This is a genomic window from Streptomyces sp. NPDC005402 (assembly GCF_040606575.1).
Taxonomy (GTDB): Bacteria; Actinomycetota; Actinomycetes; order Streptomycetales; family Streptomycetaceae; genus Streptomyces.
This window is the reverse complement of record NZ_JBEXFB010000017.1, coordinates 20978-45215: the sequence shown is the minus strand read 5'-3', so window position 1 is coordinate 45215 and position 24238 is coordinate 20978. Positions and strand designations below refer to the sequence as shown.

The following is a 24238-nucleotide window of genomic DNA, read 5'->3' as shown; positions in this document are numbered from 1 at the left end:
CGAGGGCGTGACGGTACCGCCATTGCAGATCTCTTGACCGGGTGAGGGACGCTCAGCGCGCGCCGGTCCGGTCGGCACAGAATCGCCAAGCATTCGTGGTGAAGCGAACTCCCCTGTCCAGCGGGGAACGCTCGCTCTCACAATCTGCCGAAGACCACGCCACGCCAGCTCCATCCATACTTGAGGACAGTGTCCCGGAGAGGGTTGACCAGGTCCGAGCTGTCGAAGCGGAAGGCCTGCGTTGTTTCGAGGCTGCCGTCGTCTCCTCGTCGGATGTTCCAGTGGGTGGAGACGGTCCTGCTGGGTCCGCGTGTGTACTGCGACGAGATCTTGAGCCTCGGAGGATTCCCGACGCGGCTGACCTCCCACCCTTCCTCGAGGGCGCGTACCTCGTGGTCCTCGTGGTTCAGGCGCATGCGGATGCGGATGGCGCGAGACAGTTGTGACTGGATGAAGAAGTTCTGCCACGTCGGCTCCGCCAGCCGCCACTCCGCGACGAGATCGACGTCTTCCGGGGCGCCGTCGCGGATGACGTAGGGAAGGTCGGGCCGGTTGAGGCCGAGCAGGGCCGTGCGTACGTCCTTGGCGGAAGCCGGTGTGACACCGTCGGCGGGGCGCTGGGTGCCGGTCAACTTGTCGAAGAGTCCCACGAGGTCAATCTACGGGCTCCGCAGCCACTGGTCGGAAGAACATTTGGAAGGGTCCTGTGCTGAGCGGAGATCCGGGGCGGGTTGCGTGAAGTATTGGTGTCCGGTTCGTGGAAATGCGGCTGCGATTCCGCCGCTCGTCCGAGCTTGCGGCTTTGTTTCACTGTCCCCAGTGCCGGCCGGGGTGACTCCGGCGACTAGACTGCGTCGCTGATTCCGAGGCCAAATCCGGCTATGGGGACCCGAGTTGGAGTGCCGGGCGATCGTTGTTTAAATGATCACGCAAGTTCGCCCGCAATCGAATACTCACGGGGATCTTTATGAAGACGCACGTTCTGTCTGCTCGGCATGCAACCGTCGTACTCACTTGTGCCGTTGCGCTCGTGTCGCTCACGGCCTGCAACAGTGGCAGCGATGCTGCGGAGTCCGCGGCTGGTTCCACGCCGTCCAAGGCTGCGAAAGCCAGTCCCGCTGCCGAGCCGAACGGTATCGAGAAGCTCTCCGCGAAGGAGATCTACGACACCGGCATGAAGACCAACGCCGAGGCGGGTTCCTTCCACGAGAAGATGGAGCGCGAGGGCAGCAAGAGCGATCTGCGGCTCTCCGCCACGGAATGTGTCGGCACCGTCGACGTCTCGGAGAAGGGTTCCTTCGAGATCATCCGCAAGGGCAACGACATCTGGGCCAAGCCCGATTCGACGTTCGCCAAGGGTCTGAACTCAGCGCTCGGCGAAGACGCGTTCTCCACCGAGAAGTGGACCCATGGCACATCGAGCAACGCGCTCATGGCGAAGCTCGCCAGCTGGTGCCACCCGGAGCAGCTCAGCGCCCCGGACACGCTCGACGCCGGCAGCAAGGCGACCAAGGGCAAGGTCAGCACGGTGGACGGGCAGCAGGCGGTGCCGGTAGTCCTGGCGGAGAAGGGGGCGTCGGTCACGTGGTACGTGGCGGCCACCGGGAAGCCGTACTTCATCAAGCAGGACAGCACCCGTGACGACATGCCGGACCTCACGGACTCCGACTTCGGCGTGTCGGTGGGTGCGAAGGCGCCTTCCGGGGCGGTGGTCGAGGCACCCACGGACTGATCTTCGGTGAGCGGCGAACGGCTGGGTGGGCAGGTGCTCGCCGAGCCGTTCGCGTTCACTTTCGCGTCCCACAGTGCGGCCGGCAGTGGGCCACGCAGAGGAAGATCCGGTATCTTTCGGCCTGCTGATTGGCATGTCCTTGCCTAGGTCGCCGGGTGCGAGGCCCGGCTGGAGTGGGCGCCTCCCGTCGTACGGATGCAACGGCATCCGTGGTCGAGTGAGCGAACCGGGCATGTCCACCACTTTCACAACGGGGATGGGACAAGGGATGAGTACTCCCTTCGATGCGCCGCAGCACAGCGGATCCACTCAGACGCGGCTGAACTCCGTGCCCGCGGACGGCGGGGGCGGGGGAGGGGGCGGCGGTGGTACGAACGTCGACACCCAGCGTCTCGACCAAGCGGCCAACGCGCTCGTCGAGCTGCGCGGTGACACCGAGAACGCCGACAACGGTGCCGACGACGACTGCCTGAGCGCTTCCAGGGGGCTCAACAAGCACAGCGCCGGAGGCATGGCCGAGGCCGGCTCCTGGGCCACCGCCGGTTCCCTGGTGACCATGGACGTCCGCTGGGGATCCCAGGTCCTCAACCTCAAGAGCCTGCTCCAGGACATCAGCGACAAGCTCCACACCACGTCCGGCCACTACACCCGCACCGAGAAGGAGGAACAGGCCCGGCAGCACTCGATCAGCACGCCCTTCGGGTGATGTCAGGCAGCCCGAGGCCGTCGCCGTGGCGCCGCGCCCGGGTGAGCCCATCGAGTCGGACCTGAACCACCTCACAAGGAGCAGTCGCACATGGTGTCCATCCCCTACCTCGACAAGGCCGACCTCGCCCCGCTGGCCGACGCAGCCGCATCCTGGAAGGCGCTGCCGGCCAAGTACCAGGCCTTGCAGCGGGAGTTCGAGCAGCGGGTCGTCAACCACCTCAAGGGCCACTGGGAGGGGGACGCGGCCGACGCCGCCTTCACCACCATGGGCAAGGCCCGCACGGAGTACGAGAACGCCGCCACCGAAGCGGAGCGCATCGCCAAGCTGTTGCTGGACGCGCACGGCGAATTCACCGCCTCCCAGAAGCAGTTGCACACCCTGCTCGACGAGGCCCGCAACGACCACTACAAGGTCTACGACGACGGCCGCGTCGAGGACGTCGACCCGCGGCAGGACAGCCCGACCGCCTCCGCCTCGCCGGGCCTCGCCGAGGAACGCAAGAAGAAGCTGGACTCGCTCGTCTCCCGGCTGACGCGCGTCCTGGAAGTGGCCACCGCCGCCGACGAGGCCGCCAGCGCGGCCCTGGAACGCGACGCCAACGGCGACAGCCAGTCCTTCAACACCAGCGTCTACACCACGCTCGACTCCGTCGAGGCCGACCAGGCGTCCGCCCTGATGAACAAGAAGGGCCGACTCTCCGACGCCGAGATCACCAAGCTCAACCTTCTTCTGTCCGCCAACAAGAACGACCCCGAGTTCGCACGGGAGTTCGCGGTCAAGACCGGCGGCGAGAACACGCTGAGCAAGTACAACGAACTCATGAGTCCGCCGGCCGGGACCACGCTCTCCAAAGCCCAGCTGGCCCAACTCAAGGAGCTCAAGGCGAACTTGGGCACCACCATCGGTACGGCGACCACGTCGGACGACCACCGCAAGGGCGGGCCCGACCCGGAGATCACCAAGTTCCAGAACGACCTGCTCAAGGCGGGCCAGCGCGACTTCAACGCCAACCCCACCGAGTCGCCGTACGGCCTCAGCGGCTACCAGCTCACCAGCAGCCTGATGAGCGAGGGCAAGTGGGACAAGGACTTCCTCCAGGACTACGGCGACGCGCTGATCACCGCGGAGAAGAACGGCGCCAACGCGGGGCAGAACCCGGACGCTTACTGGGGGTACCCGCGGACGCTGGGGACGACCAACATCGGGGCGCTCGATCCGATGGCGGGATTCATGGACGCGCTGGGGCACAACCCGGACGCCTCCACCGAGTTCCTCACCTCCGACGCCACCATCGACGGTGAGAAGGTCGATCACCTGGACTACCTGCTGAAGGACCGGCACTGGCCAGAGGGCCCCGGCTACACGGGCGACCCCGGGAACCCCAGCGGCTACAACAACCTGGGGCATGCGCTGGAGTCCGCGACCTCGGGCCGCTCGTTCGACGACGACGGTGCTCCCGTGAAGCACACGCCTGAGCGCGCGGCTCTGATGAAGGAGGTCGTCGACACGATCGGAGGCGATCCGGGCCTGGCGAGCGACTCGCCCCGGGACGCGCTGCGCGACAGCCTGGGCAACATGACGGCCGAGTACATGGCGGACGTGCAGGGCGCGATAGCGAACGAGCAGGGCACGATCAAGCCCTTCGGTGCGGATGCCCACCTGGACATGGGCACCTTGGAGCCGTTCATCGCGACGGTCGGCCGGGATCCTGATGCCTATGTCGCGATCACGGAGGCTTCGCAGGCCAACACCGCGATATGGATGCAGCAGGTGGCGGACGGCAATCCGTCCGACCTGAACGCCGCGATGGAGAACGTCGCCTATCCGGGGGGCGTCGTGGCCGGAATCCTCAGCGACTCACGCGACCAGGCCATCTTCGAGGAGCACTCGGCGTCCGACAAGGACTTCAATGACGCCGTGGCGACCGGTGACAAATGGGCGGGACGCGGCCTGGGCATGGCAGTCGGTGCGGCGACGGGTACGGCCGCACCGATCGTGGGAACGATCGCGGGCTGGGCCGTCGAGGACATCCAGGCGATGGTGGTGGAGCAGGTCCAACAGGACACCACGGACGAGGCCAAGCGGGAAGCCGCCACGAAGTACGCCGAAGGATGGACCGCGGCGGGCGAATCCAGCGCGTCGTCGGTAAGGGAGGCCGTCGCGCACTCGGGACGGCAGATGTCGCAAAAGGACCTCAACGTGTTGGCGGGCTCCGTGGAACAGGCCGCGAAGTCCGGGCACACGGCGGGAACCGCCTGGAACTCCTCAGTGAACGGACGATGATCGCTGTGCTGTCACGCTCTTCCCGAAGTACCGGATACCTGGTCGCGCTCGCCGTCACCCTGATCGCCGCGGCAGGTTGCAGCAGCTGGGGCACGCAAACGAACGACGAGAGCAAACCGGTGTGCGGCGGCAAGCTCGACGGAAGCGCCTTCCAAGTTCTTGCCGGCGACGGTGGCGTCACAGGGGAACGACTCAAAACGTTCTCTCCCAAGGAGTGGACCGCAGCCGGGGACTGCAGTCTCTACGGAAAAGAGCACTCCGTGGAGATCGACTACCTCTGGCACTCGGACACCCTCGGTAGTCTCGACAGGTACAGGTCTCCGGGCCCTTCCACCGTCAAGACCTTCAAGGTCGGTTCAGCCACCGGGTACCTGGAGAGGACCGAGGTGCGGGTGGCCAAGGGGAACGTGCACCAGAACAGGGCATGGTTGGCTCTTCCTTGCGCCATTCCGGGAGGGGCGACGCGTGATCACGCCGTGCTGGAGATCGAGGTGAAGGAGCCGCCCCCGGCACGGACCCTCGACGACTCGCTGACCAAGGCCTTCGTCTCCGCCCTGACCATCGCCACGAGCTACCTCGGTGACGATGTCTTCAAGTGCTCTGCGGTCCGACCCGGGGCGAACTCTGGTTCAGCCTCTCCGAGTCCCTCGGGCAGCTGAAAAAGCAGACGGGATGAGGTTCAGGTGAAGTGGAACAACCGGGCGCTGCTGCGCGGAAACGTCAAGCGTCTGCTGATTGGTTCTGCAGTGGCGCTGGCCGTTCTGGTTGCCGGGGGATACGGATTTCAACTGCAGTATCCGGCAGCCAGGACGGCACGGGCCTGCAGTGGCATGCTCCCGGTCGACTCGGTGCTGGGCCTCGCGGGGAAGTCGAAGCTCACCCTTCTCGGCCTCGGATTCCACGTCACCAGCAGAGAGTTCGACGTCTCGAGTGATGTGACGGAGCCGTCGGGCCTGGCGACGAGGTGCGATGTCGACGGAGTCGTCGTATCGATCGAGACCGCGTCCGGTGCCCACAACGCCTACGGCTTCTATACCTTCCAAGATGACCAGGAGTCCCTTCCCGTACCCATGGGCGCGGGTTGGCAAGGATTCATGGTCACTGACGAAGACGGGGCCACCGCATCCGTGCTTCTCAGTTGTAAGAACTGGACGCCGAACGAGGGCAGCGGAATTCTCGTGGCAGCCGAGTCGCCTGACGGCAGCGAGCCCACTCAGGCCGTACGGCTCGATCTCGCCCGTGCTGTGACCGGGGCAGCCCGGCGCGCCGCAGAAAAGACCGACTGCGTGGCGGAACCGGGAGACTCGAGCAAGCTCACCGCCCCTGCTGCCGAAGCCACGACCGTGTCGGCGAGTGATGCCACAGGGACCTGTAAGGGGATGACTTCCGTAACGCAGGTGCGGGAAACCGCCGCTGGGACGTCACCGGCCGAAGAGTGCGTGCTTGTCGGCGCTCTGCAACTGACTGCCGCATACGGGCCCTTCAGCGATGCTTCCCAGGCTGTGGTCAACGGCAAGTACGGCGGCCACGACACTCCCTCGGGAACCGGCACACACACGGTCTGGACATCGTCCACCTGCCAGGGGGCTCTGGGCGTCGGCTACTACCATGCCACGCCGGTCGAGGACAGCGACCGCGAGTTCACCTCGAAACCGCTCACCAAAGAAGAGCGGGCGGATCTGCAGCACTTCGCCGAACAGTCGGCGGCCCGCCACGGGTGCGGCGCCCCGGCGAAGCCGACGTCGTGAAGCAGGGCCGACGAGAGCGCATACCCGACGGCATGGCGGTCGAAGCGATCCGCTGGGGCCGGCCGACAGCATTGCGGAAAATGAGTCCGTGAGCGCCGGTGCGTAGGGCTTTCGCCGCGACTCGTGGCTGTTCCGGGTCCGGTGACCCCTTGACCATGCATCCGGTACGGCCGTGTTGGCATGCGGCTCTCTCGATGCGAGGCCTCCGCAGGGATCTTCGGGCTGCTGTTGCGATGGCCGGAGTTGGGCCGGACCGGGACGTTCCTGACGAGTCCCAGCCTGGGGCGGCCCAAGGGGCGTTTGCAGGCTCGTAGTTGACGCCGTCCCTCCATCGTGTGCTGGTACGTGACTCTTCGGTCGGTGTGCGGTTGCGGAAGTGCACGTCAAAGGTCGTCGAGGGATGAGTGTACGGAGCGGCGCATGTCTGGTGACTTTTCTTTGGACCCGCAGGAATTAGCGAAGCTGGCCGACGCGTTCGATACGCGGGCCTATGACCTGGCGAGTGCGGTCAGGGCGTTTGAGCGTACGACGGGGACGGAGCAGATTCATGACGGCTTCGGGTTTCTGACGGAGTCCGAAGAGGTGACGTCGGCCTACGTGGAATTGGCCGCGGGGATGGTCGCATCGTTGGGGAGTCTGGCTCGGCACTTCGATGAGGTGAGCCAGGCCCTCAAGGACAACGCGAAGAATTCCGAAGCTGCGGACGATGCTCTCGCCGGTCTGTTCAAGGGTGGGAAGGCGTGAGCGAGGAGAGCGTCGCCGAGAAGGTGTACGAAGCCGGGATCGAGGTCGTTAATCCCGGTGGCCGTCCCGATGTGCTGCGTGCGGCGGCCAAGGGGTGGCGCACGATGGGGGAGGAGCTGGAGGAGGCGTACGGCGGGCTCGACAGGAGTGTGCGGGGTGTTCTCGGTGAGCACTGGCGGGGGGAATCCGCTGAGGCCTTCCGTGCGTACTGGGAGAAGGTCGGGAGAGCGGTAGAGGAGACCGTGCCGCTTTTCGAACAGGCGGCGAGGGGGCTTGAGGAGGCTGCCGACAATATCGAGGAGATCAATGACGAGATTCATCAGATCTACCTTGAGATCGGTGTCTCGATCGCGGCGTCCGTCGCGCTTTCCTTCGTGACGGTCGGGTTCTCGGCGGCGGCCGGGGCTGCCAATGCCTTGCGGCTGGGGGCACAGGCTGCCAATGCCGCGTCAAAATTGGGGCGGCTGCTCAGCAGCGCCGCTCGTTTGTTCCGGTACGTTCGAGGGCTGGTGAGGGGCAGCGGACCGTTGCGGCTGGCTGTCGAGCTGGGTGTGCAGTGGGGGGCGGGGACTGGGACGGGAATTGCGACGAGTCTGGCCACTGACAACGGCCCCGAGTACCGGAGCAACGCGATCAACGGTGCTGTGGGCGTCCTCGGCGGGAAGTACCTGACGGGTCATCTTGCCTCGCAGCTGGGCGGAGGCATGATGGCGAATGCCGTGGACGGGGCATCGGTCGGTGTTCTCTCCTCGGTCGCCGGTGACACGGTCAACAACCTTCGCAGCCATCAACGTTTCGACGGATCACAGCTGGCGCTGGGAGCCCTCGCAGGAGGTCTCACCGGAGGAGCCGGCGGCGCAGCTGTTCATCGGGCCACAGACGGACGGGCGGTCTCCACGGCGCACGGCCTGGTGGGTGATGTGGCGACCAACGCCCCCATCGGCCTCGGCCTCGGCGTGGGCGGCAACATGTCCAAGGAACTCGACGGGGCAGTCAACGGTGATGCCAACGCGGATGAGGAAGATGAGAGGCCCGGTGCGGTCGCTGACACACGGAGGGACTCGAGTGAGGATGCCAAGGCCTTGCGGGATCGGCCCGACACGCGGCGCTACGGAGCTTTCGGGTGAGCAGTAAGTGGTCCATGGAGAAGGGCGCGAACGGTGCAGCCCACGCCGCCGGTTTCCGGCTCTTCCCACGTTGTGGGAGGTTCGTGGCCTCAGCCGCCCCGCTCGCCCTTGTGGCGCTGACCGCCGCGTGGCTCTTCCTGGGAGCTACGCCGCTCCGGACAGCACTCCTGTGGTGCTCGCTGATCCTGCTGGCCGCCTGCTTGGTGATTTTGGGTGTGACAGTGGCGTGCGGCGGCGGCCGGCCTCGCTGCGAGACCTACGAGTGGGGCGTTCGCGTTGCTTCGGCAACTCCTGGCCTCGGCGAGCACAGCAGGACGCCGTTGCGGTTGAGCGGCGCGCGTTGGATGTCGGCCCGCTACGCAGGGGCGATGGTCGCCGTTCCCGCGCTGCTGGCTCTCTGGGTGACGCTGGTGGCAGCCGACGCGCGGGGTACAGGCAGGAGTTCCGCGCTCGCCGAGGCGGATGCGGTGATCGAGCAACGCCCCATCGTGAAGGTCGAGAACGAGATCGCGGAGGGCAAGAGTCGGTTTGCCGCCGCGACGGCCGATCTGACCGTCTTGCTCCCGTCACCGACCGGGGGGCACGCTGTGCCTGCGACGTTCGAGGCGTCCACGAATCGACGCCAGGGAATCGGCAGCGAGCTCTACGTGGCCTACGTCCCCGACCGCCCCGAACTGGGTGCCATCGGTGACGACCAACGCGAAGACGTGGAGCGCCAACTCTCCGGACGGGCCGTACAGTTCGGCGACTCGTGGACGATCGCTGGCTTTTGGGCGCTGGCGACTCTCGGCCCGCTCGGCTACTGGTGGAAGAACGAGAGCCTGCGTCGCCCCCAACGCACCGTCGGCCCCGACTGGAAGGCGCTGCGCGTCTCCGTCACCGGGTCGGGCGAGCACATCGACGCTCCTCCGCCCGGCAGTCCGGAGGCGGCCGACGAGAAGAAGCGTCGGGAGAACACCCGCACACTGAAATGTCTGGTGCTGGAGGGCCGTGGCCGGCAGGTTCCGTTCCACTCCCAGATGGCCGCCGAAGCCGCAGGGGACGCCCTGAGCGGCACACAAGCCTGGCTGCTCTGGCACCCTCAACAGCGCCGTGGCCGTGACGTCCTCGCCGAGCTCGTGGGCGACGACGGATGGCAACTGCCGGGCGCCGTTCCGGTCCAGGTGGCTGAGGGGGTCGAGGAGGCGGGTGTCATGGAATCCGCGCAACCGGACCCCGAGCGGCGTATCCGGCTCCTCGACCTCGGCGCCGGTTATCTCGTGACCGCGTCCGTGTCGGTGGTCGTGGGGTTCGCGGTGGCTCTGGGGTGCCTCGCCGCCCTGTTGCTCGTCCCGGACGGTGGTGCATGGCGGTGGTGGACGGCTGCGGCGGGCGTATTGGCGCCCCTCGTCGGCTTCATCGCGCAGGCCCTGGCGAGGATGGACCCCGGCGACGGCGACGGCGGCGCGGCGAGTTGAGAAGACGACGCCGGCACCGTCCGTAACTGCCGGTACCTGGGCCCGTCCACCCCGATGTACGCCACCACCTGGGCCCCGCCCCCGCGTGCGCGGCACCGCCCCGTGCAGAAGACTCCCGTCACCGGTCCGCGGACGACGGGAGCCTTCTGGACGGCAGCCCCTCCGTCAGTCGGTGGTCGGGAGGGCCACCAGGGTGTACGGCGTCTCCCCGTAGCCGACGGAAGGGTTCGGCTCGGAGACGTAGAGACGGTTCTCGTGCCAATAGGGCCGGGCCGAGATCGACATGCCCTTGCGAATGTCCGTCGGGTACTCGACGACGGTCTTCATCGAGCCGTCCTTCGCGCCGAACTCCACCAGCTCGGGCCCCTTGTCGTTGTCGTTGCTGGTCTTGTAGGCCAGGATCCGGTCGCCACCGACCGCGGGCAACGGATAGAACGACCGGAACTCGACCGCGTCGGTCTTCCACAGCTGCCGGCCGCTGTCGAGGTCGTAGGCGGCCAGCAGCTCCTTGCTCTTCGCGCCGCTCACACCGATGACGAAGGTGTCACCGAAGACGCCCGCCTCCGACCAGGGGCCGCCCAGCGAGTCGTCGCTCCTGACGTACTCGGCGGGTGTGGCGGGGGAGAACTGGCTGCGCACCTTCCCCGTCTCGTCGTCGAGGGAGAAGAGGGCGTCGCCGTCGTCGCCGTGCCGGATCAGGACGACGGGAGAGGTCGAGATGACGTCGCCGCCCTCGATCTCGCCGAAGCTGTCCTCGGGGACCTTGTGGCGGTAGGTCCAGCGGGCCTGCCCGGTGGCCGGGTCGATGAGCGAGACTTCGTCCCATTTCTGGTCCCAGTCGGGGTCGTCGAAGTCGTTGACCCGGCAGCCACGCACCCGGATCAGGGCCTTGCCGCCCGTGAACTCGCCGCTTCCGCAGTCCTCGGTCGCGAACTTCTTCGGATCCCAGGCCGTGGTGCCGTCGGCCGCCTTCAGGGCCAGCGTCACCTTCGCGGCGTTGACGACGACCACCTCGCCGGCCCGAGCGACCGACACGTTGTCCTTCGACGTGCTGGCACCGGGCTTGAGGTCCTTGTCCCAGAGCTCCTTGCCGGTGCCGAGGTCGTAGGCCACGAGGTGGTCGCAGGCCTTGCCCTCGCCGTAGGCGATGATCCCGATGTCGCCGGAGGAGTTCTCGGGCGCGACGCACGCCTCGCTGCTGTCGCCGGGCAGCGCCGTGGCCCACAACTGCTCGCCGGTGTCGAGGTCGTACGCCTTCACGCCGTTCGGCAGGGTCTGGACCACCGCCTTGCCGGTGAACCAGGTGCCCCGTGTCTTCGCCCCGAGGATCGCGTCGACGTCCTCGCCCTGTTGCTTGGCGGCCACGCTCCACAGCACGTTGTTGCTCGCGGAGCCGACCAGCAGGTACCAGGCCCCGAAACCGGCCCCGCCGAGGACGAGCACGGCCATGACGAGCAGCACGATCATCCCGACCGGCTTCCCGCGCGTGTTCCCCGGCCTAGGTGCGCCGACAGGTCCGACAGGCCAGACAGGTCCGATGGGTCCGCCGGTTCCGCCGGGTCCGACGGGGCCGCCCGGGCCGGGAGAGCCGTATCCCTGCGGGGGCTGCTGCGGGAATCCGTACCCCTGCTGCTGAGTGGGCCCGTAGCCCTGCGGTGCCCCGTACCCCGGCGGGGGCGCCTGCTGCGGCCCGCCGTACCCGTACCCATAGCCGTACGGCTGCGGTGGCGGGGCCTGCGGTGGCGGACCCTGCGGCATCGGACCCTGCGGCGGCGCCGGAGGCTGCTGCGGGTACCCGTACCCCGGCGGGGGGACCGGGGGAGGCTGCTGTCCGTGCGGGCCGGCCGGGCCCTGTGTGCCGTCTGCGCTCATCAGCTGTTGCTCCTCACGTAACGCGCCCAGGCGGCCTGGAACTCGCTCTCCCCCATGCCCGTGGCCGTACGCAACTGGCGGTCGAGCTGCCCCGGGTGGCGGTACTGGTCGGTGACGAACCGGAGTGCCGCCGCCTCGCCGTTCTTCTCGGCCATGAACCGGATGGCCAGGTAACTGACCGTGTAGTTCGTGGAGACCTCGTCCCCGGCCCCGGGATCCTCGGGCAGCGTGCCGCTGAACTTCTTGCCGGTGACGTCGTTGCGGACGGTCCACGCGCCGAGTTCACCGTCGAAGCGGAACGCCACGTAGTCCGCGAAACCCTCCACGACCCACCAGCGGGTGTTGGACTCGGTGGCGAACCCGCCGGGAGCGGCCTCCAGCGGCTGCACGATGGCGTGCGCGAACTCGTGGTGGGAGATCTCCTGGACGAGCTTCGGCCAGTACGTCGCGTTGGTGAAGCGGCTCCCCGACATGTCCATCTTGACCCGGGCGCCGCCGTACTCCAGGTCCTTCTTGTCGCCGCCGAACCCGGCGTCGAAGGTGGGCATCGCCACGCTCTGGCCGGCCTCCCACTCGACGGACTGCGAGCCGTAGAGGGAGGAGTAGGTCCTGCGGTCGGGTTCGAGGACCGTCACGAACCCGGTGGGCGTCTCGGTGCCCTCGGGGCCGCTCGACTTCCACAGGTCGATGTCGTCCTTCGCCGCCTTCTCGATGTACGGCGCGTAACGGTCCGTGTCACCGGCGTACTTCTTGTCCGAAATGGTCAGCGTGTGGGCCTTCTTGACGACGTGCATGTCCTCGTAGAGGTCCCAGGGAGCCGGGTAGAACACATAGCTCTTGGCACCGAAGGCTCCGGGGGCCGGACCGACCCTGGTGATCCGCGGCTCGGCGTCCTTCGACTCCCGCTTGATGATCCACCGGTACCACTCGGAGACCGGCCGGACGTCCACGTCCTGGATCTTGTGGACGAAGGCGACGTCGAGGGCGACGGTGGCCCCGTCGCCGTACTCGTCGGTGCCCGTGCCCGTCGTCTTGAGGACGGAGTACTCGGCCTGCGCGAAGGGGATCTTGCGCAGATTCTCGAAGAGGTTCTTCTGCGTGTCCCTGGCCTTGCCGGTGAAGGGCGCGAGATACGTGTTCTCCTCGCCGCTCCGCAGCGCCTGGCTACGGCCGTCGAGCAGATCCTGGATGTCCTCGGGACTCAGCAACTGCTCGCTCTGCGGATCGCCCGCCGCGGTGGGCAACGCGCCGCCGCCGCCGAAGGCCCGGTAGGCGGCCAGCCCGCCGAGGCCGAGAACGGCGAGCACGGCCAGGACGACCACACCGATGACGGCCTTCTTCAGACCGCTCCCGCTCCCGCCTCCGCTCCCGCCCTGGTCACCGCCGCCTGCGCCGGGAGGCGGCGGTTGCGGGTACGGCGTGTGGGGCGGCCCGGGCCAACCCTGCGCCGTGGCGGGCGGTTGCGGCGGATAGCCGTAGGGGCCTGGCGCGGCCTGGGGCGGATACGGCGCGCCCGCCTGCTGCGGGTACGGCTGCGGTGGCGGTGGCTGGGGGTACGGCTGCGGCTGCTGGGCCCACCCTCCCTGCCCCTGCGGATACGCGCTACCCGGTCCTCCGGGCGGCGGAGGGTACGACATGAACTCCCTCTCCCCTGACTCTCGATGACGCGTGGGAGCCCACAGAGAAATGGCACATGACGCTCAAGTGATCAACAGCTCCCCCGAAATGCTCATGACACCCTACAAGCTTGTCGGTTTCCGCCCGTGCCGTTGCTCGCCGCCTTCCTCATCCAGGCGGAAAAAGATGGTGATCCATACGGAAAGGGCCGATGGGGGTGGTGTGGGCCGGTTGGGGTGATGGTGTGAACGCCCGTGACGGAATCATGGCCTCCGGGGGTACAACAGTGCCGGTACAGTCACAGAACGGACGGTGGACGCGGCGTTCCGGCCGCCGACCGCCTGGCCGAATCCTTACCAGGGATGGCTAAGGTGCGGGCGCTCTGCCGTTGTCACTTGGAGGTTCTCCCTCGATGCACATGGCTGGTGTTCCGCTCGCGGCCCCGCCCGGTGGTGTCGTCAGCCCGGCCGCCCTCGGGTGGATCGGTGCCGGCGTGGCCGCTCTGGTGCTCGTGAACCTCCTCATCGCGTTCGGGTCGCGGCGACGGCGCAGGCGGGTTCCGCCCGGGCAGCTCCGCGAAGAGCTGCGCGGGGAGATCCGCGACGGCGCCCCGAACGTGCGCGGGCACGTCCGGGTCAATCCCGCCCGGTACCCCGGGATTTCCGCCGGAGAGGCGGAGGTCATCGCCGGGGAAGAGGGATTCGCCCGACAGACCCACGGCACCAAGGGGATGTGGCTCTTCCTGCGCCGGGTCTCCGACTGAAGGGGCCGCGTCGGCCGACCGAGGCGCCGGGTTCTCCGACCACGGCGCCAAGTCTCCGACTGACACGCAGGACCGGAACACGGGGGAAGGAACATGGCCGATTTCAGGGTCAGTCTCGACGAACTGCGCAATCTGAAGAAGAAGCTCGAGGACAGCCAGGCCCAACTCGACGAGGCGATGCGCCGGATGAAGGACACCGGGCCGAAGGACCTGGGAAAGCGCGTGCTCGACAAGGCCTGCGAGGACTTCGAGGACGGCTGGGAGTTCGGACTCGGCAAGACGCAGGAACGCATCAAGGTCCTCAACGATGCCCTGCCCGCCATCATCAAGGCCTACGAGCAGACCGAGCAGGAGATTCAGGGCGCGTTCCAGCACACCGGAGCCCACACCGGAGGGACGGCGAAGTGAGCGACGACTGGAGCGGCCTCGGCTGGAATCCCACCCCTGGCCACCCCCACTTGGCGACCAGCCTGTCGAACAACCTGCTGCACACCGCCGAAACCCTGCAGACCACCTACGAGTTGCTGGACTCCCTCTGCAAGGAGAGCGCCTGGTGGTCGGGGGAGGCGGCCAAAGCGTTCACCGAGAAGGTGACGGACCTCCCCGACTACCTCCAGCGTGCCCACGACTCCCTCAAGGCAGCGGGCGGCCAGATCGCCGAGTGGAGCGACACCCTGCACGACCTGAAGGTCAGAGCAGGTCACTACGAGGCGGACGCCGAGGAGGCGCGCCGCACGACCGACCGGGCCGAGCGGGACTACGAGACGGCCCGCTCCGACCCGGATCTGCGACTGGCCGGGCAGATGTTCACCGACAAGGCCCGACTGAACGACGCCCAGGCCAGGCTGGACAGCGCCAACGACCGGCTCGACAGCGCGGGCAAGACCCTGGAGGGCGCCCGCGGCCGACTCCAGGATCTGATCGACGACGCCAAGCGGCTGGAGACCCAGCACGGGGACCGGGCCCAGGAGTACGCCGACGCGATCCGCAAGTACGCGAGCGAGTATGCCCCCGAGGGCGGGGCCTGGGAGAAGTTCAAGGACTGGTGGAACGAGCACGGCGGTGACCTGCTGACCGTCGCGGCCACGGTGGTCGGCATCGCCGCGATCTTCTGCCCCGTCCTCGCGCCCATCGCCATCGGGCTCAGCCTGGCCGCGGCGGCCCAGCACACCTACCAGTACGTCCGGAGCGGCAAGGACATGTGGCCGCCGACGTCGAGGAACCTGAGCGAGTGGGCCACCCTCGGCGGCGACCTGCTGGGTGCGGTCCCGGGTGTGGGCCCCGCCATCGACGGTACGAAGGCCGCCATCGAGGGAGGCAGGACCGCCTTCGAGGCGGCACGGGGCGCCGAGACGCTCGCCCGCACCGGTGCGACCGTCTCACAGGCCGTGAAAGACGGCGGCGAGGCCTTCAACTGGGCCGCGAAGGCCGCGGACCCGTCCAACCCGCTCATCGCCAGGCCCGTCGAGTGGGCCGCCGCGAAGCTCGGCTCCTCGTCGGCCGCCGGCGCGATGGCCGCGGACGTCACGCAGGCCGTGGCGACCGGAGCCCTCGCCCTGCCCACCGCCATCACCCTCGACCCCGGCTACACCGACAGGTGGGCGACACCCGCCACGAACGCGACCGTCGCGGGCGACGGCGTCATGGCGGGCGGGCTCGCCGTCGAACCCCTCCAGAAAATCTTCGCCGTGGCCAGGGCCCTGTGACGGCCCGGGCGACGGAGACCGCCGGCACCGGCCTGCCGCTACCGCTCTGGTACACGGTGCCGGAGGGCTTCCGGCCGGTCGAGCTCTGGTCCGATCCCGAAGAGCGCCTGGAAGCCCATTACACCGCGCTCGCCGAGCTCTGCCCCGACGCGACGACCGGTCAACTGGTCGCGAGCGCCCTGGGTTTCGAGGCCGCGCTGGGCAGACTGGTCGCGGACGGACTGGTCCACTTCAGCTCCTTCGTGCTGCGCACGGACGACGATCTGCTCCTCACGGGGATCTGCCAGATCTCCGTGACCGACCGCCCCGCCGGAGATCCGCACCTCTACCCGCACAGCGCGCTGCGCGCCCACCCGGACCAGCCGGACACGCACAAGGCGGTCGTCCCGCTTCCGGCCGGGCTCGCCGCGGTCGTGGTGGCGGACCAGGCTGTCACGGTCCCCGGAGCGCTGTTCGGCGTCGAGGGGGTGAGCACCTCGGCCGTCCGCACCGCCACGTTCCACCTCGCCTTCCCACGGATCCCGCAGGCGGTGGTGGTGTCCCTGTCCACCGAGGTCTTCGAGGCGGAGGAGGAGTTCCTGGAACTGGCCACGCTGGTGGCCGCCGGGATCTCCTTCACGGCACCGAAACCGCCGACCCGGGAACCGGAGACGGCCGGCACCGGAGCGACCAGCCCCTTCGGCTAGCCGACCCAGCAGCAGGGCGCGTACTGCCGCAGCTCACTGCTCCCAGAGCACGTCCAACCGCAGCTCACTGCTCCCAGAGCACGTCCAACCGCAGCTGTACGGCGTACAGCCCGCCCGCGTCCCCGACGACCAGCAGGCCCTCGGGGGCCAGCGCGAGGGTGTCACAGCCGTACAGCCAGGGCAGCACACGCATCCTGCCGGAGAACACGTGCCACAGATGCAGCTCGCCGTCGCTCCAGGCCACGGCGAGCACCGGACCGGCGGGGGTGTCCGCGGCGGCGAGTGCGGTGGTCCGGTACCCGCGCTGCTGCACCGGCACCGGCATCGGCTCGGCCGAGGTCTCCCACAGCCGCACCGAGCCGTCCGCCCCGGCGCTGAAGGTGAGGGTCGGCCCGTCGGCGAGGTCGACGCAGGTGGCGGCCGTGACCGGCTGCCCGTGCACACGGCAGGAGCGCGGGAGGTCCTGGTACTCGCCCAGGGACCACACGTGCACCGTGCCGCCGCGGTCCCCGACGACCGCGTACGGGCTCCGGGTGCCGCCGCTGCCGAGTGCGGTGACCAGCGACGCCTCCTCCGCGAGCGCGGCCGAACCGTGGTGCTCGGCGATGCGCCCGAGCGTGAACGCGGTGGTCGGGTCGTCCTCGGTCACGAGCGGCAGCAGCGCGTCGGACCGGTCGAGCAGCAGCGCCGAGCGGGCGTCACGAGGGGCGACGGAGCGCGGTCGCAGGGAGGCCGGGCGGACGAACGACGATGCGACCCCGCCGGTCGGGCCTCCGTCGGACGGGCCTACGGAGACCTCGTGGACCGCGCCTACGGAGACCCCGTCGGACGTGCCGGCGGCCGCACCGCTGTCCACGTCGTACGTCCGCAGCCGCCCCGTCGGGTCCGCCACCAGCAGCCGTCGCTCCTCGCCCGGCACCAGAGCCAGCGCGCTCACGGAGAGGGCCGGCCGGCCCCACACCGCGGACCACCAGTGCCGACGGGCGAGCGGCCGCAGGTACTCGGTGAGATCCGGGTCCGTGCCGACCGCGGCGGCGTGCAGCAGGGCGGCTCGTTCGGCGCTGTCGGTGTGATAGGCCGTCAGCTCCGGTGCGGCACGCCTCCACACCTCGCGCAGTCGCCCGGGCACCGGGATGCGCTCGTCGGCGAGGGCGGCCGTGAGCGCTGCGGCCGAGCCGTGCACCAGGAACCCGGGGTCGCTCAACAGGCCGCGTACGGCGGCGCCTTGGTCGTCGGTGCGCAGTGCCGCGTCGAGGACATGGCGGAGCACCTCATCGGGCGCCCGGGACCAGTCGGGGCGGCCGTCGGCCGTACGCGGGACCGCGGCGACGAGATCGGCGTACGAAGCCGGTGCGGTGTCTTCGCCGCCCCTTTGTCCCAGGTCGATGACCTCGACGCCGTCCACGGCGAGCAATCCCGACGTCCCGACCTCGACGGCCGCCCGCAGATGGGGAAGGGCCAGCAACGGCTCCAGCAGCTCGGCGACCAGGGTCTCCGGTGACGCCGACGGCAGATCCACGGGGCCCGCCCCCGCCCGGTGCAGATCGGGTACGAGCAGCAGCAACGGCCGCTCGTCCGCGCCGACTTGTTCGAGCAGTCGGCCGGGGGAGAGGGGGCCGTAGCCGAGCTGGCGTCCCAACTCCCAGGCGAAGCTCTCGGTCGTCAGCCCCTCGGACGGCACGGTGGCATGGACGGTGAGCCCCGGACGGCCGACGGTCCCGGCCAGGAGCCAGGCGAGCAGTCCGCTCTTGCCGCTGCCCTCCGAGCCCCGCAGCAGACACAGCCGCGACCCGGTGCTACCGGCAGCCCAGTCGAGCAGCTGCTGCCCCGGAGCCTGCTTGTCGTCGTCCAGCGGCGGCCAGGAGGCGATGTCCGGCGTGACGGTCCCGACGGTCATGATGTGCTGTGCGTCCTCTCTACTGCGGCTGCTGGGCCGCTGCCTCACGCAGTTGCCGGATGCCCTCGGCGCGGGACTCGGCCGTCTCCCCGTAGGGGAAGTTGTGGGTCAGCTGCGCCTCGGGGAAGACCTGCCCGAGCCACAGCGAGCAGTAGTGCCCCGGCATGAAGCAGGCCTCCAACTCGGTGTGGATCCGCAGCACTTGCTCCGGCTCGACGCCCGCGGCCCGCAGCCGGGCCCACAGCCGCTCCTCCGGGTGAACGCCGATGTCACCGGCCTGCGTGACGATCTGCTTCTCGCCCCGGTCGTTCACGATCTCGAAGGCGGTGAACCACTCCGCGCTCGCGGTGTCCCGGATGTCGTCCAGGACGAGCGGCCACCAGTGCTCACGGCCCTCGAACGCCCGGGGATCCAGGGCCCGCAGTCGCTGCTCGAGCTCCGCGTACGCGGCGGACGCCTGCTGCGGCTCATCGGTGCCGAGGATCGCGGCGAGGGCCCGGTCGAGCGCGGTGAGCGACTGGGCGAAGGCCGCGGGAGTCGCGTTCACGAACCTCGACTCCTCGTTCCAGTCGAGGAGCACCGCGCGTACGACGCCCTCCTGATCGGCACAGATCTCGAATCCGCGGTCCGACCCGAACCGCGTCCACTCCCGGCACTCCTCCAGCACGACGGTACGCCCGACGGACTGGGCGAACTCCTGCAGCGGAAGGGGGTCGGACGCGGCGGTCGTGAAATAGGGCCCGACGTTCAGAGGAAGGGTGATCTCCCCGATGCGCCGAGTATCGCTGTCATTCATCGCCATTACCTGGCCTCGGGTTCTGCGACATATTCCAGGATGTCGTGCCAGCGGGAATTACTCACGTCGAGAGCGGCCGGGTCGATCTCCCGCATCTGCTCGGTGAGGCGGGCCGCCGCACTCTCCGGGTCGATATTCTCGAGTTCCGACTCGAAGTCGTAGTTCGGGCGCTCCTTCTCCAGTAGGTAGAGAAAGTGGGCGAAGGAGGGGAGATCCTTGTTGAGCGGATAAAACTCGGATTCGTCGCCCGGCAGGCAGTACACGACTCCGGAGGCCCCGTCGAGTGCGATGTCGTCATAGGGCACCATGCCCAGCAGTAGCCACCCCTCGGCACCTTCGGGCAGGTCCGTCCACCGCTCGCGGAGGTCGTCGTAGGCGTCGCCGAGCGTCCTGACCTGCTCCGGAGAGCCGTCCACGAGGTCGAACCAAGGATTCGGGCGGGCCGGGATGCCGACATTGCGAAGAAAGTCCGCACTCGGCTCGTGCCGGATGCCTGCCACCGCCGCCGCGGAAAAGGTGGTGAGCTCGTCCGGATCGAACTCGGATTCCAGGGTCTCCCGGTCGATGGGGGACGTCATCTCGTGACCTGCCTGCCTTGCGAATGATCGGAGTGCCCGATGCTAGCATGTGCCTATTTGTGCCGGTTCGCCTTGAGGCGGTCCAGATAATCCATCATTTCGGCGTTGCCCTGCGCTCTGGATTCCTTTGTGTTCCCGTAATCGATGCTGTGGGTGACATCGACGTGCGCAAGTCTTTCCTTCATCCATGCGCTGCAGTTCGGCGCGGACGAACAGGGGGCTCGTTCCGTGTACAGCTCGGTCATGCGGCCGCCCGCGCCGTCCCGGAGGACCGGGAAGCCGATCATGCGCTCGGAGTGGCGGAAGCCCGAACTGCGCGCGACCAGGATGAAGTCGCTGTCGTCCTTCCTGCCGCTGTTGAGGCGCGCGGCGGCGTAGTTGTTGCTCTCGAACTTGTCCTGCCCGTTCACCTGCTTGTGGTTGCCGTAGCTCTTGTCCGCGTGGCGGGCGAGCTGAACGGCCTGGGACAGCGGTGTGCTGCCGAGTTCGACCCGCTCCGAATTGCTGAGGGGGCGCGGTCTCTCCTTGCCCTGGAGCTTGAGGCTCGATTCACCCGGCAGCGGCCGCCCGGCGTTGTCGCCGTCGAGCGTCAGACCGATGCGGTCCCGGTCCTCCTGGGTGAGCTTGTCGGTCCCGCCGTCCGTCCGCAGCCGCTTGAGCGTTCCGTCGTCGCCCATGAGGTACATGGGCGTCTTGCCGTCGTTGCCCTTCTGGAGCTGCTTGAGGGACAGGGCGGTCTCGTCGTCGTTGTCCCGGTGGCGCTTGGCCATCTGCTTGAGGCCGCCGGTCATGTTCTCGTCGAGGTGCGCGGCGGACCGCTTCACGCCCTTCTCGATGCCGTCCATGACCTGGTCCAGCATGGCGTTGGCGGCGTCGGCGATCGCGTCCTTGCCCCTGGTGCGGCCGTGCGTGGACTTGGCGCGGGACAGCTTGCCGCCCGCCCCGTCGCGGATCTTGCCGCCGGCGCCCTTGAGCTGGGTGCCGGCCCTGTCGTAGGACTCCAGGTCCATGGAGAACTGACCGCCGCCTCCGCCGCCGGAGCTGCCGGACCCGCCTCCGCCGTCCGCGCCGGCCAGCTGCATCGAGCCGCCGGAGCTTCCGTCCGCGCTCGCCAGCTGCATCCCGCCCGACTTCGCGGCGTCGACGCCCTCGCCGAATCCCTCCCGGCCCGACTTCGCGGTCTGACCGAGATCGACTCCGTGCTGGGTGCCCAGCGCGTTGCCGCCGAGCTGGACCACCAGGTCTCCGGCCATGTTGCCGAGCGCCTGGTAGACCGGACCCATCGCGATGTCCATCACCCGCGAGACGACCTCTTCGCACACCTCCTCGAAGATGCGCTTGACCGCGATCCGGGTGGCCTGGGTTCCCGCGATGCCACCCAGCGTCGACAGGCCCAGGGTGACGGGGGCCGCGGCGATCGCCGCCACGATCTCGGCCGCCAGGATGCCCAGTTGCACGATGGCAGCCAGTTTGGCGCCCTCGATGAGTACGGCGACCCCGTCCAGCGCGGTTGCCGCGAGCCGTCCCGCTTCGGCGAGGTTGGTCAGATGTGTGCCCTTGACGACGTCCCAGTGCTTCTCCAGCGCCTGGATCGCCAGGCCCTCGTTGGTCCCGATCAGATCGGCGATCGCCGCATGGGCGTCGGCGGCTCCGTTGTCGATGTCGTCGGCGAACTCCCGCATGGCCTGGGCCATGTCGCGGTAGTCGTCCTCGTCGACGTTGGGCCAGCTGATGCCTATCAGGTCCAGGGCCGCATCCAGCTCGCTCGGCAGGACAACACCCACAGGGACCCCCGTTCGAAAGTTACTTCGAAGAACCTAACTTTGAACGAATCATGGAAACAAGCTGACCATGCTTCACATGACCGGATCTGGAGCCCAGTTGGCGTAGACCTACCGGGCGGGCGGCGCCTCCGGACCCGGAAATCCGTCGCGCCCCGCGTCGGCCGGCCGCTAGCCTCCGCGTGAGCGTGGCCACGCGCGCGACCGCGAGGGGGAGCCCGGCATGGAGACCGACCGCGTACGCACCGACCGTCTGGGAGTGCTGCTGGACCAGTTCGACTGCGTCAGGGAACGGGCGCAGGTACGGCTGGAGGGGCTCGGCGACGAGGAGTACCTGTGGGAGCCGGTGCCCGGCTGCTGGTCGATCCGGCGCCGGAGCGAGGCGGTGACCCCGAGGGCGTACGGTCCCGGCGAGTGGCTGCTCGACCAGGGCGCCCCGGACATCCCAGCGGGCGAGTACTCCGAGGTCGCCCGGCAGGCCGCCGACGGCATGAGCGTCGCCAAGATCGCCGAGGACTGGAGCGTGAGCGTCCAGCGGGTCGAGGAGGTCCTGGCCCACACCGGGCCGGTGGAACCCGACGTCACGCCGGTCACGACCATCGCATGGCGGCTGGGACACCTGCACTCCTGCTTCGCGGGCGAATGGGAGTGGACCTTCGGCGAACGCCGCCGCGACCCCAAGCAGTTGGTCGACTTCACGCCCTCCGCCGCCCTTGCCCTCGACCGGTTCTGGTCGCTGATCGACCGCTGGCGCGAGGAGGTCGGCAAGGTGACGGAGGAACAACTCGACACCGTCGGCTTCTCCCAGTACCCGTACGGCTCCGCCCCCGACGATCCGTACATCTCCGTGCTGTGGGGGTCCAACCTCGAACTCATCCACCACATGGCGGAGATCGCGCTGCTGCGTGACTTGTGGCAGACCCGCTTCAGCGTTCCGGCGTAGGTCGGCCCGGCGGGGGGCGGGCTGGCGCGGGGGTCGGGGGTCGGGGGTCGGGGACCGTGGGCTCCGGGCAGAGACGCCGTGCGGGCTGTGGACCCGGTGCGCGGCCGCACGCACGCGCCCGGCGACCTCCCGCCCAGCGGGTGGCCGGTGACTTCGCCGCGTCCGTGAAGCCGAGCGACCGGACGGCCTTGCCGAACTCGGCGACAGCTCACGCCCGGCACGGGCGGCACCCCCGGCACGCCGGAGGGCGCCGTGGTGGGCGGCCGCGCGACGGTGCAGCCGGGCGGCCGCGCCGTAGCGGTGCCGGAAGCGGCCGGGCGCTGGTCGCTCCCGGCCACACCGTGCCCAGCAGGGCGGCGTCCCGTCGAGGGGCGTGGAATCCCGTCCGCGCCCGTCCCGTCGGCCGGTGTCCGGTCTCCCGTCGCGAGCCCCCGGGTCGCTGCGCGAAGCGGCCGGCGCGGTCTGGACCGTCCGGTAACGGGCCCCGGCTTTGTCACGTCCGCGACCTGCGACGACACGAAGACCGCATGGCTGGCCACTCGGCGGGACATGACCCCCAGCATGCTGCCGCAGACCGACGGACCCGGCTGAACGCACACCTGGTCGCCCCGATCGGCGCGTGCGTCTCCGGCCGACCGCCGACCCGGTATGGGTGGCCCCCCACGACCACGGACATCGCACCACGACGGTTCACGAACGCCGGGGACGCCTTTCGGGGCCACAGCCGGAGCCTGGTCGGCAGGTCGAAGACAGGACCGGAGGCGGTCGGGGCCCGCACGCACCCGGCGCTCCCAGCCGGAGGCCCGCTCCGTCGCCGCACCGGCCCGGCACGCACGCCTGGCCAGAGACTGAAAGACAACGGGGGAAGACTTGTGGACGTCCTGTGGACGAGTCGTCCCCGGACCGGTTGACGCGGGCCGCCCCACGACATCGCCGACCGACTTTGAGAGTCTGTCGATCGTCATCGTCAACCGCATCGACAGTTGGGCGGCCATGAACCACAGCAGCCAGGAATGGGCCTCGCAGGCTCAGCAGCCGGGGCAGCCGCAGTACCCCCCGCAGACCCCGGGACCGTACGGGCAGGCCCACGCCCCGGCGGAGACCGTGATCGAGGTCCCCAACAAGGGCCTGCACAAGTACGACAAGGTCGTGCCGGGGGAGCAGACCGTCATCATCCGACAGGCCGGCCCCGGCGCGAACGGCGAGCCGCTCGCGTACGTCCACGTCCCCCGGGACGCCCCGAAGGGCGGGCGCCGGACGCGCCCGTCGTTCACCGTGAGCGGCCCGAACGGCGAACCGCTCAGCTCGGTGCGCTCCGTCGGCGCAGGCGTCTACGAGGTCCACGGCGGTGACGGCGCCCCGCTCGGCAGGATCACCCGGCGCGGCGGCCGGACCGTGCCCTGGCCGCGGCGCGTCCACTGGAGCGTGCAGCCCGCTCAGGGCGGCGAACCGCTGGCCGGCGAGGTCGGGACCCGCAAGGCGTGGGCGGTGTTCGTGCTGATCTCCCCTCTGTACTTCGTGTGCTGGGCGGTCATGGCCGCGCAGGGCGCGATCTGGCTGCTCCTCGGAGAGAAGGGCGAGGCGAAGAAGGAAGCCGCCTGGGAGATGGAGCCCCCGACGTGGACACGCTGGCGTCAGGCCGGCGGGGCGGAGGCCGCCATCGAGTATCAGACGGGCCGTAAGTACCGTCTCGCCTCACCCCGGCTGGACCCCCGACTGGCCTACGCGCAGGCCGTCCTGCACGTGTGGGACCGCAGATGAGCATGCGCATGCCACAAATTGGCGACAGCGAACATCGC

General features: G+C 69.0%; 21 protein-coding genes. 14 read left to right on the top strand and 7 right to left on the bottom strand.

Annotation, left to right across the window (positions count from 1 at the left end; all coding sequences use genetic code 11):
• Positions 1 to 137: 137 nt before the first annotated feature.
• Positions 138 to 650 carry a hypothetical protein gene (locus tag ABZT02_RS29420; protein ID WP_356022641.1) on the bottom strand — a complete coding sequence of 171 codons (513 nt, stop codon included), beginning with the start codon at positions 648 to 650 and terminating at the stop codon, positions 138 to 140.
• A 380-nt stretch (positions 651 to 1030) separates the two neighbouring features.
• On the opposite strand from ABZT02_RS29420, the gene ABZT02_RS29415 reads away from it, so the two are divergent.
• The 8 genes from ABZT02_RS29415 (at position 1031) to ABZT02_RS29380 (ending at position 9800) form a co-directional block, all read left to right on the top strand.
• The gene (locus ABZT02_RS29415; protein WP_356022638.1) at positions 1031 to 1732 is read left to right on the top strand and encodes a hypothetical protein; all 702 of its coding nucleotides are present in this window, start codon (positions 1031 to 1033) and stop codon (positions 1730 to 1732) included.
• 268 nt (positions 1733 to 2000) lie between these two features.
• Positions 2001 to 2438 carry a hypothetical protein gene (locus tag ABZT02_RS29410; protein ID WP_356022636.1) on the top strand — a complete coding sequence of 146 codons (438 nt, stop codon included), beginning with the start codon at positions 2001 to 2003 and terminating at the stop codon, positions 2436 to 2438.
• A 90-nt stretch (positions 2439 to 2528) separates the two neighbouring features.
• Complete coding sequence (locus ABZT02_RS29405) at positions 2529 to 4724, top strand: DUF6571 family protein (RefSeq protein WP_356022634.1); 2196 nt, start codon at positions 2529 to 2531, stop codon at positions 4722 to 4724.
• Positions 4721 to 5383 (top strand): hypothetical protein, encoded by a 663-nt coding sequence (locus ABZT02_RS29400; protein WP_356022632.1) that lies wholly within the window; start codon positions 4721 to 4723, stop codon positions 5381 to 5383. Before ABZT02_RS29405 ends, ABZT02_RS29400 begins: the two co-directional genes overlap by 4 nt.
• 24 nt (positions 5384 to 5407) lie before the next feature.
• Complete coding sequence (locus tag ABZT02_RS29395; RefSeq protein ID WP_356022629.1) at positions 5408 to 6472, top strand: hypothetical protein; 1065 nt, start codon at positions 5408 to 5410, stop codon at positions 6470 to 6472.
• A gap of 420 nt (positions 6473 to 6892) precedes the next feature.
• Positions 6893 to 7216, top strand: coding sequence for a hypothetical protein (locus ABZT02_RS29390; RefSeq protein ID WP_356022627.1), 324 nt, complete (start codon positions 6893 to 6895; stop codon positions 7214 to 7216).
• A complete protein-coding gene (locus ABZT02_RS29385; protein ID WP_356022624.1) occupies positions 7213 to 8343 on the top strand; it encodes a WXG100 family type VII secretion target in 1131 nt (376 codons plus the stop codon). The genes ABZT02_RS29390 and ABZT02_RS29385 overlap by 4 nt, the downstream gene beginning before the upstream one ends.
• A 110-nt stretch (positions 8344 to 8453) precedes the next feature.
• Positions 8454 to 9800, top strand: coding sequence for a hypothetical protein (locus ABZT02_RS29380; RefSeq protein ID WP_356022622.1), 1347 nt, complete (start codon positions 8454 to 8456; stop codon positions 9798 to 9800).
• Between the two features lie 165 nt (positions 9801 to 9965).
• Here ABZT02_RS29380 and ABZT02_RS29375 read toward each other — a convergent pair whose 3' ends face one another.
• On the bottom strand, positions 9966 to 11267 hold the full coding sequence (locus ABZT02_RS29375; protein ID WP_356022619.1) for a PQQ-binding-like beta-propeller repeat protein: 1302 nt from the start codon (positions 11265 to 11267) through the stop codon (positions 9966 to 9968).
• 404 nt (positions 11268 to 11671) lie between these two features.
• On the bottom strand, positions 11672 to 13309 hold the full coding sequence (locus ABZT02_RS29370; protein ID WP_356022617.1) for a hypothetical protein: 1638 nt from the start codon (positions 13307 to 13309) through the stop codon (positions 11672 to 11674).
• A gap of 398 nt (positions 13310 to 13707) precedes the next feature.
• Between ABZT02_RS29370 and ABZT02_RS29365 the strand changes: the two genes are divergently transcribed.
• From ABZT02_RS29365 to ABZT02_RS29350, 4 genes are all read left to right on the top strand, one after another.
• Positions 13708 to 14052: a hypothetical protein gene (locus ABZT02_RS29365; RefSeq protein WP_356022615.1), complete on the top strand. Its 345-nt coding sequence runs from the start codon at positions 13708 to 13710 to the stop codon at positions 14050 to 14052.
• Positions 14053 to 14145: 93 nt separating this feature from the next.
• Complete coding sequence (locus ABZT02_RS29360) at positions 14146 to 14460, top strand: hypothetical protein (RefSeq protein WP_356022612.1); 315 nt, start codon at positions 14146 to 14148, stop codon at positions 14458 to 14460.
• Entirely contained in the window at positions 14457 to 15758 is a 1302-nt protein-coding gene (locus tag ABZT02_RS29355; RefSeq protein WP_356022610.1) for a hypothetical protein, read from the top strand. Before ABZT02_RS29360 ends, ABZT02_RS29355 begins: the two co-directional genes overlap by 4 nt.
• Complete coding sequence (locus tag ABZT02_RS29350; protein ID WP_356022607.1) at positions 15755 to 16444, top strand: hypothetical protein; 690 nt, start codon at positions 15755 to 15757, stop codon at positions 16442 to 16444. Before ABZT02_RS29355 ends, ABZT02_RS29350 begins: the two co-directional genes overlap by 4 nt.
• A gap of 64 nt (positions 16445 to 16508) precedes the next feature.
• Here ABZT02_RS29350 and ABZT02_RS29345 read toward each other — a convergent pair whose 3' ends face one another.
• The 4 genes from ABZT02_RS29345 to ABZT02_RS29330 are packed head-to-tail and all read right to left on the bottom strand — an operon-like array spanning position 16509 to position 21499.
• On the bottom strand, positions 16509 to 18341 hold the full coding sequence (locus tag ABZT02_RS29345) for a WD40 repeat domain-containing protein (protein WP_356022605.1): 1833 nt from the start codon (positions 18339 to 18341) through the stop codon (positions 16509 to 16511).
• 19 nt (positions 18342 to 18360) lie between these two features.
• On the bottom strand, positions 18361 to 19137 hold the full coding sequence (locus tag ABZT02_RS29340; protein WP_356022603.1) for a nucleic acid/nucleotide deaminase domain-containing protein: 777 nt from the start codon (positions 19135 to 19137) through the stop codon (positions 18361 to 18363).
• A gap of 5 nt (positions 19138 to 19142) precedes the next feature.
• Positions 19143 to 19715, bottom strand: coding sequence for an SUKH-4 family immunity protein (locus ABZT02_RS29335; RefSeq protein WP_356022600.1), 573 nt, complete (start codon positions 19713 to 19715; stop codon positions 19143 to 19145).
• 53 nt (positions 19716 to 19768) lie between these two features.
• On the bottom strand, positions 19769 to 21499 hold the full coding sequence (locus tag ABZT02_RS29330) for a nucleic acid/nucleotide deaminase domain-containing protein (RefSeq protein ID WP_356022598.1): 1731 nt from the start codon (positions 21497 to 21499) through the stop codon (positions 19769 to 19771).
• A 220-nt stretch (positions 21500 to 21719) separates the two neighbouring features.
• Here ABZT02_RS29330 and ABZT02_RS29325 point away from each other — a divergent pair, with 220 nt between their 5' ends.
• Both ABZT02_RS29325 and ABZT02_RS29320 read left to right on the top strand, forming a co-directional pair.
• The gene (locus ABZT02_RS29325; protein WP_356022595.1) at positions 21720 to 22439 is read left to right on the top strand and encodes a DinB family protein; all 720 of its coding nucleotides are present in this window, start codon (positions 21720 to 21722) and stop codon (positions 22437 to 22439) included.
• 993 nt (positions 22440 to 23432) lie between these two features.
• Positions 23433 to 24200 carry a hypothetical protein gene (locus ABZT02_RS29320; protein WP_356022593.1) on the top strand — a complete coding sequence of 256 codons (768 nt, stop codon included), beginning with the start codon at positions 23433 to 23435 and terminating at the stop codon, positions 24198 to 24200.
• The last annotated feature ends 38 nt before the right edge of the window (positions 24201 to 24238 follow it).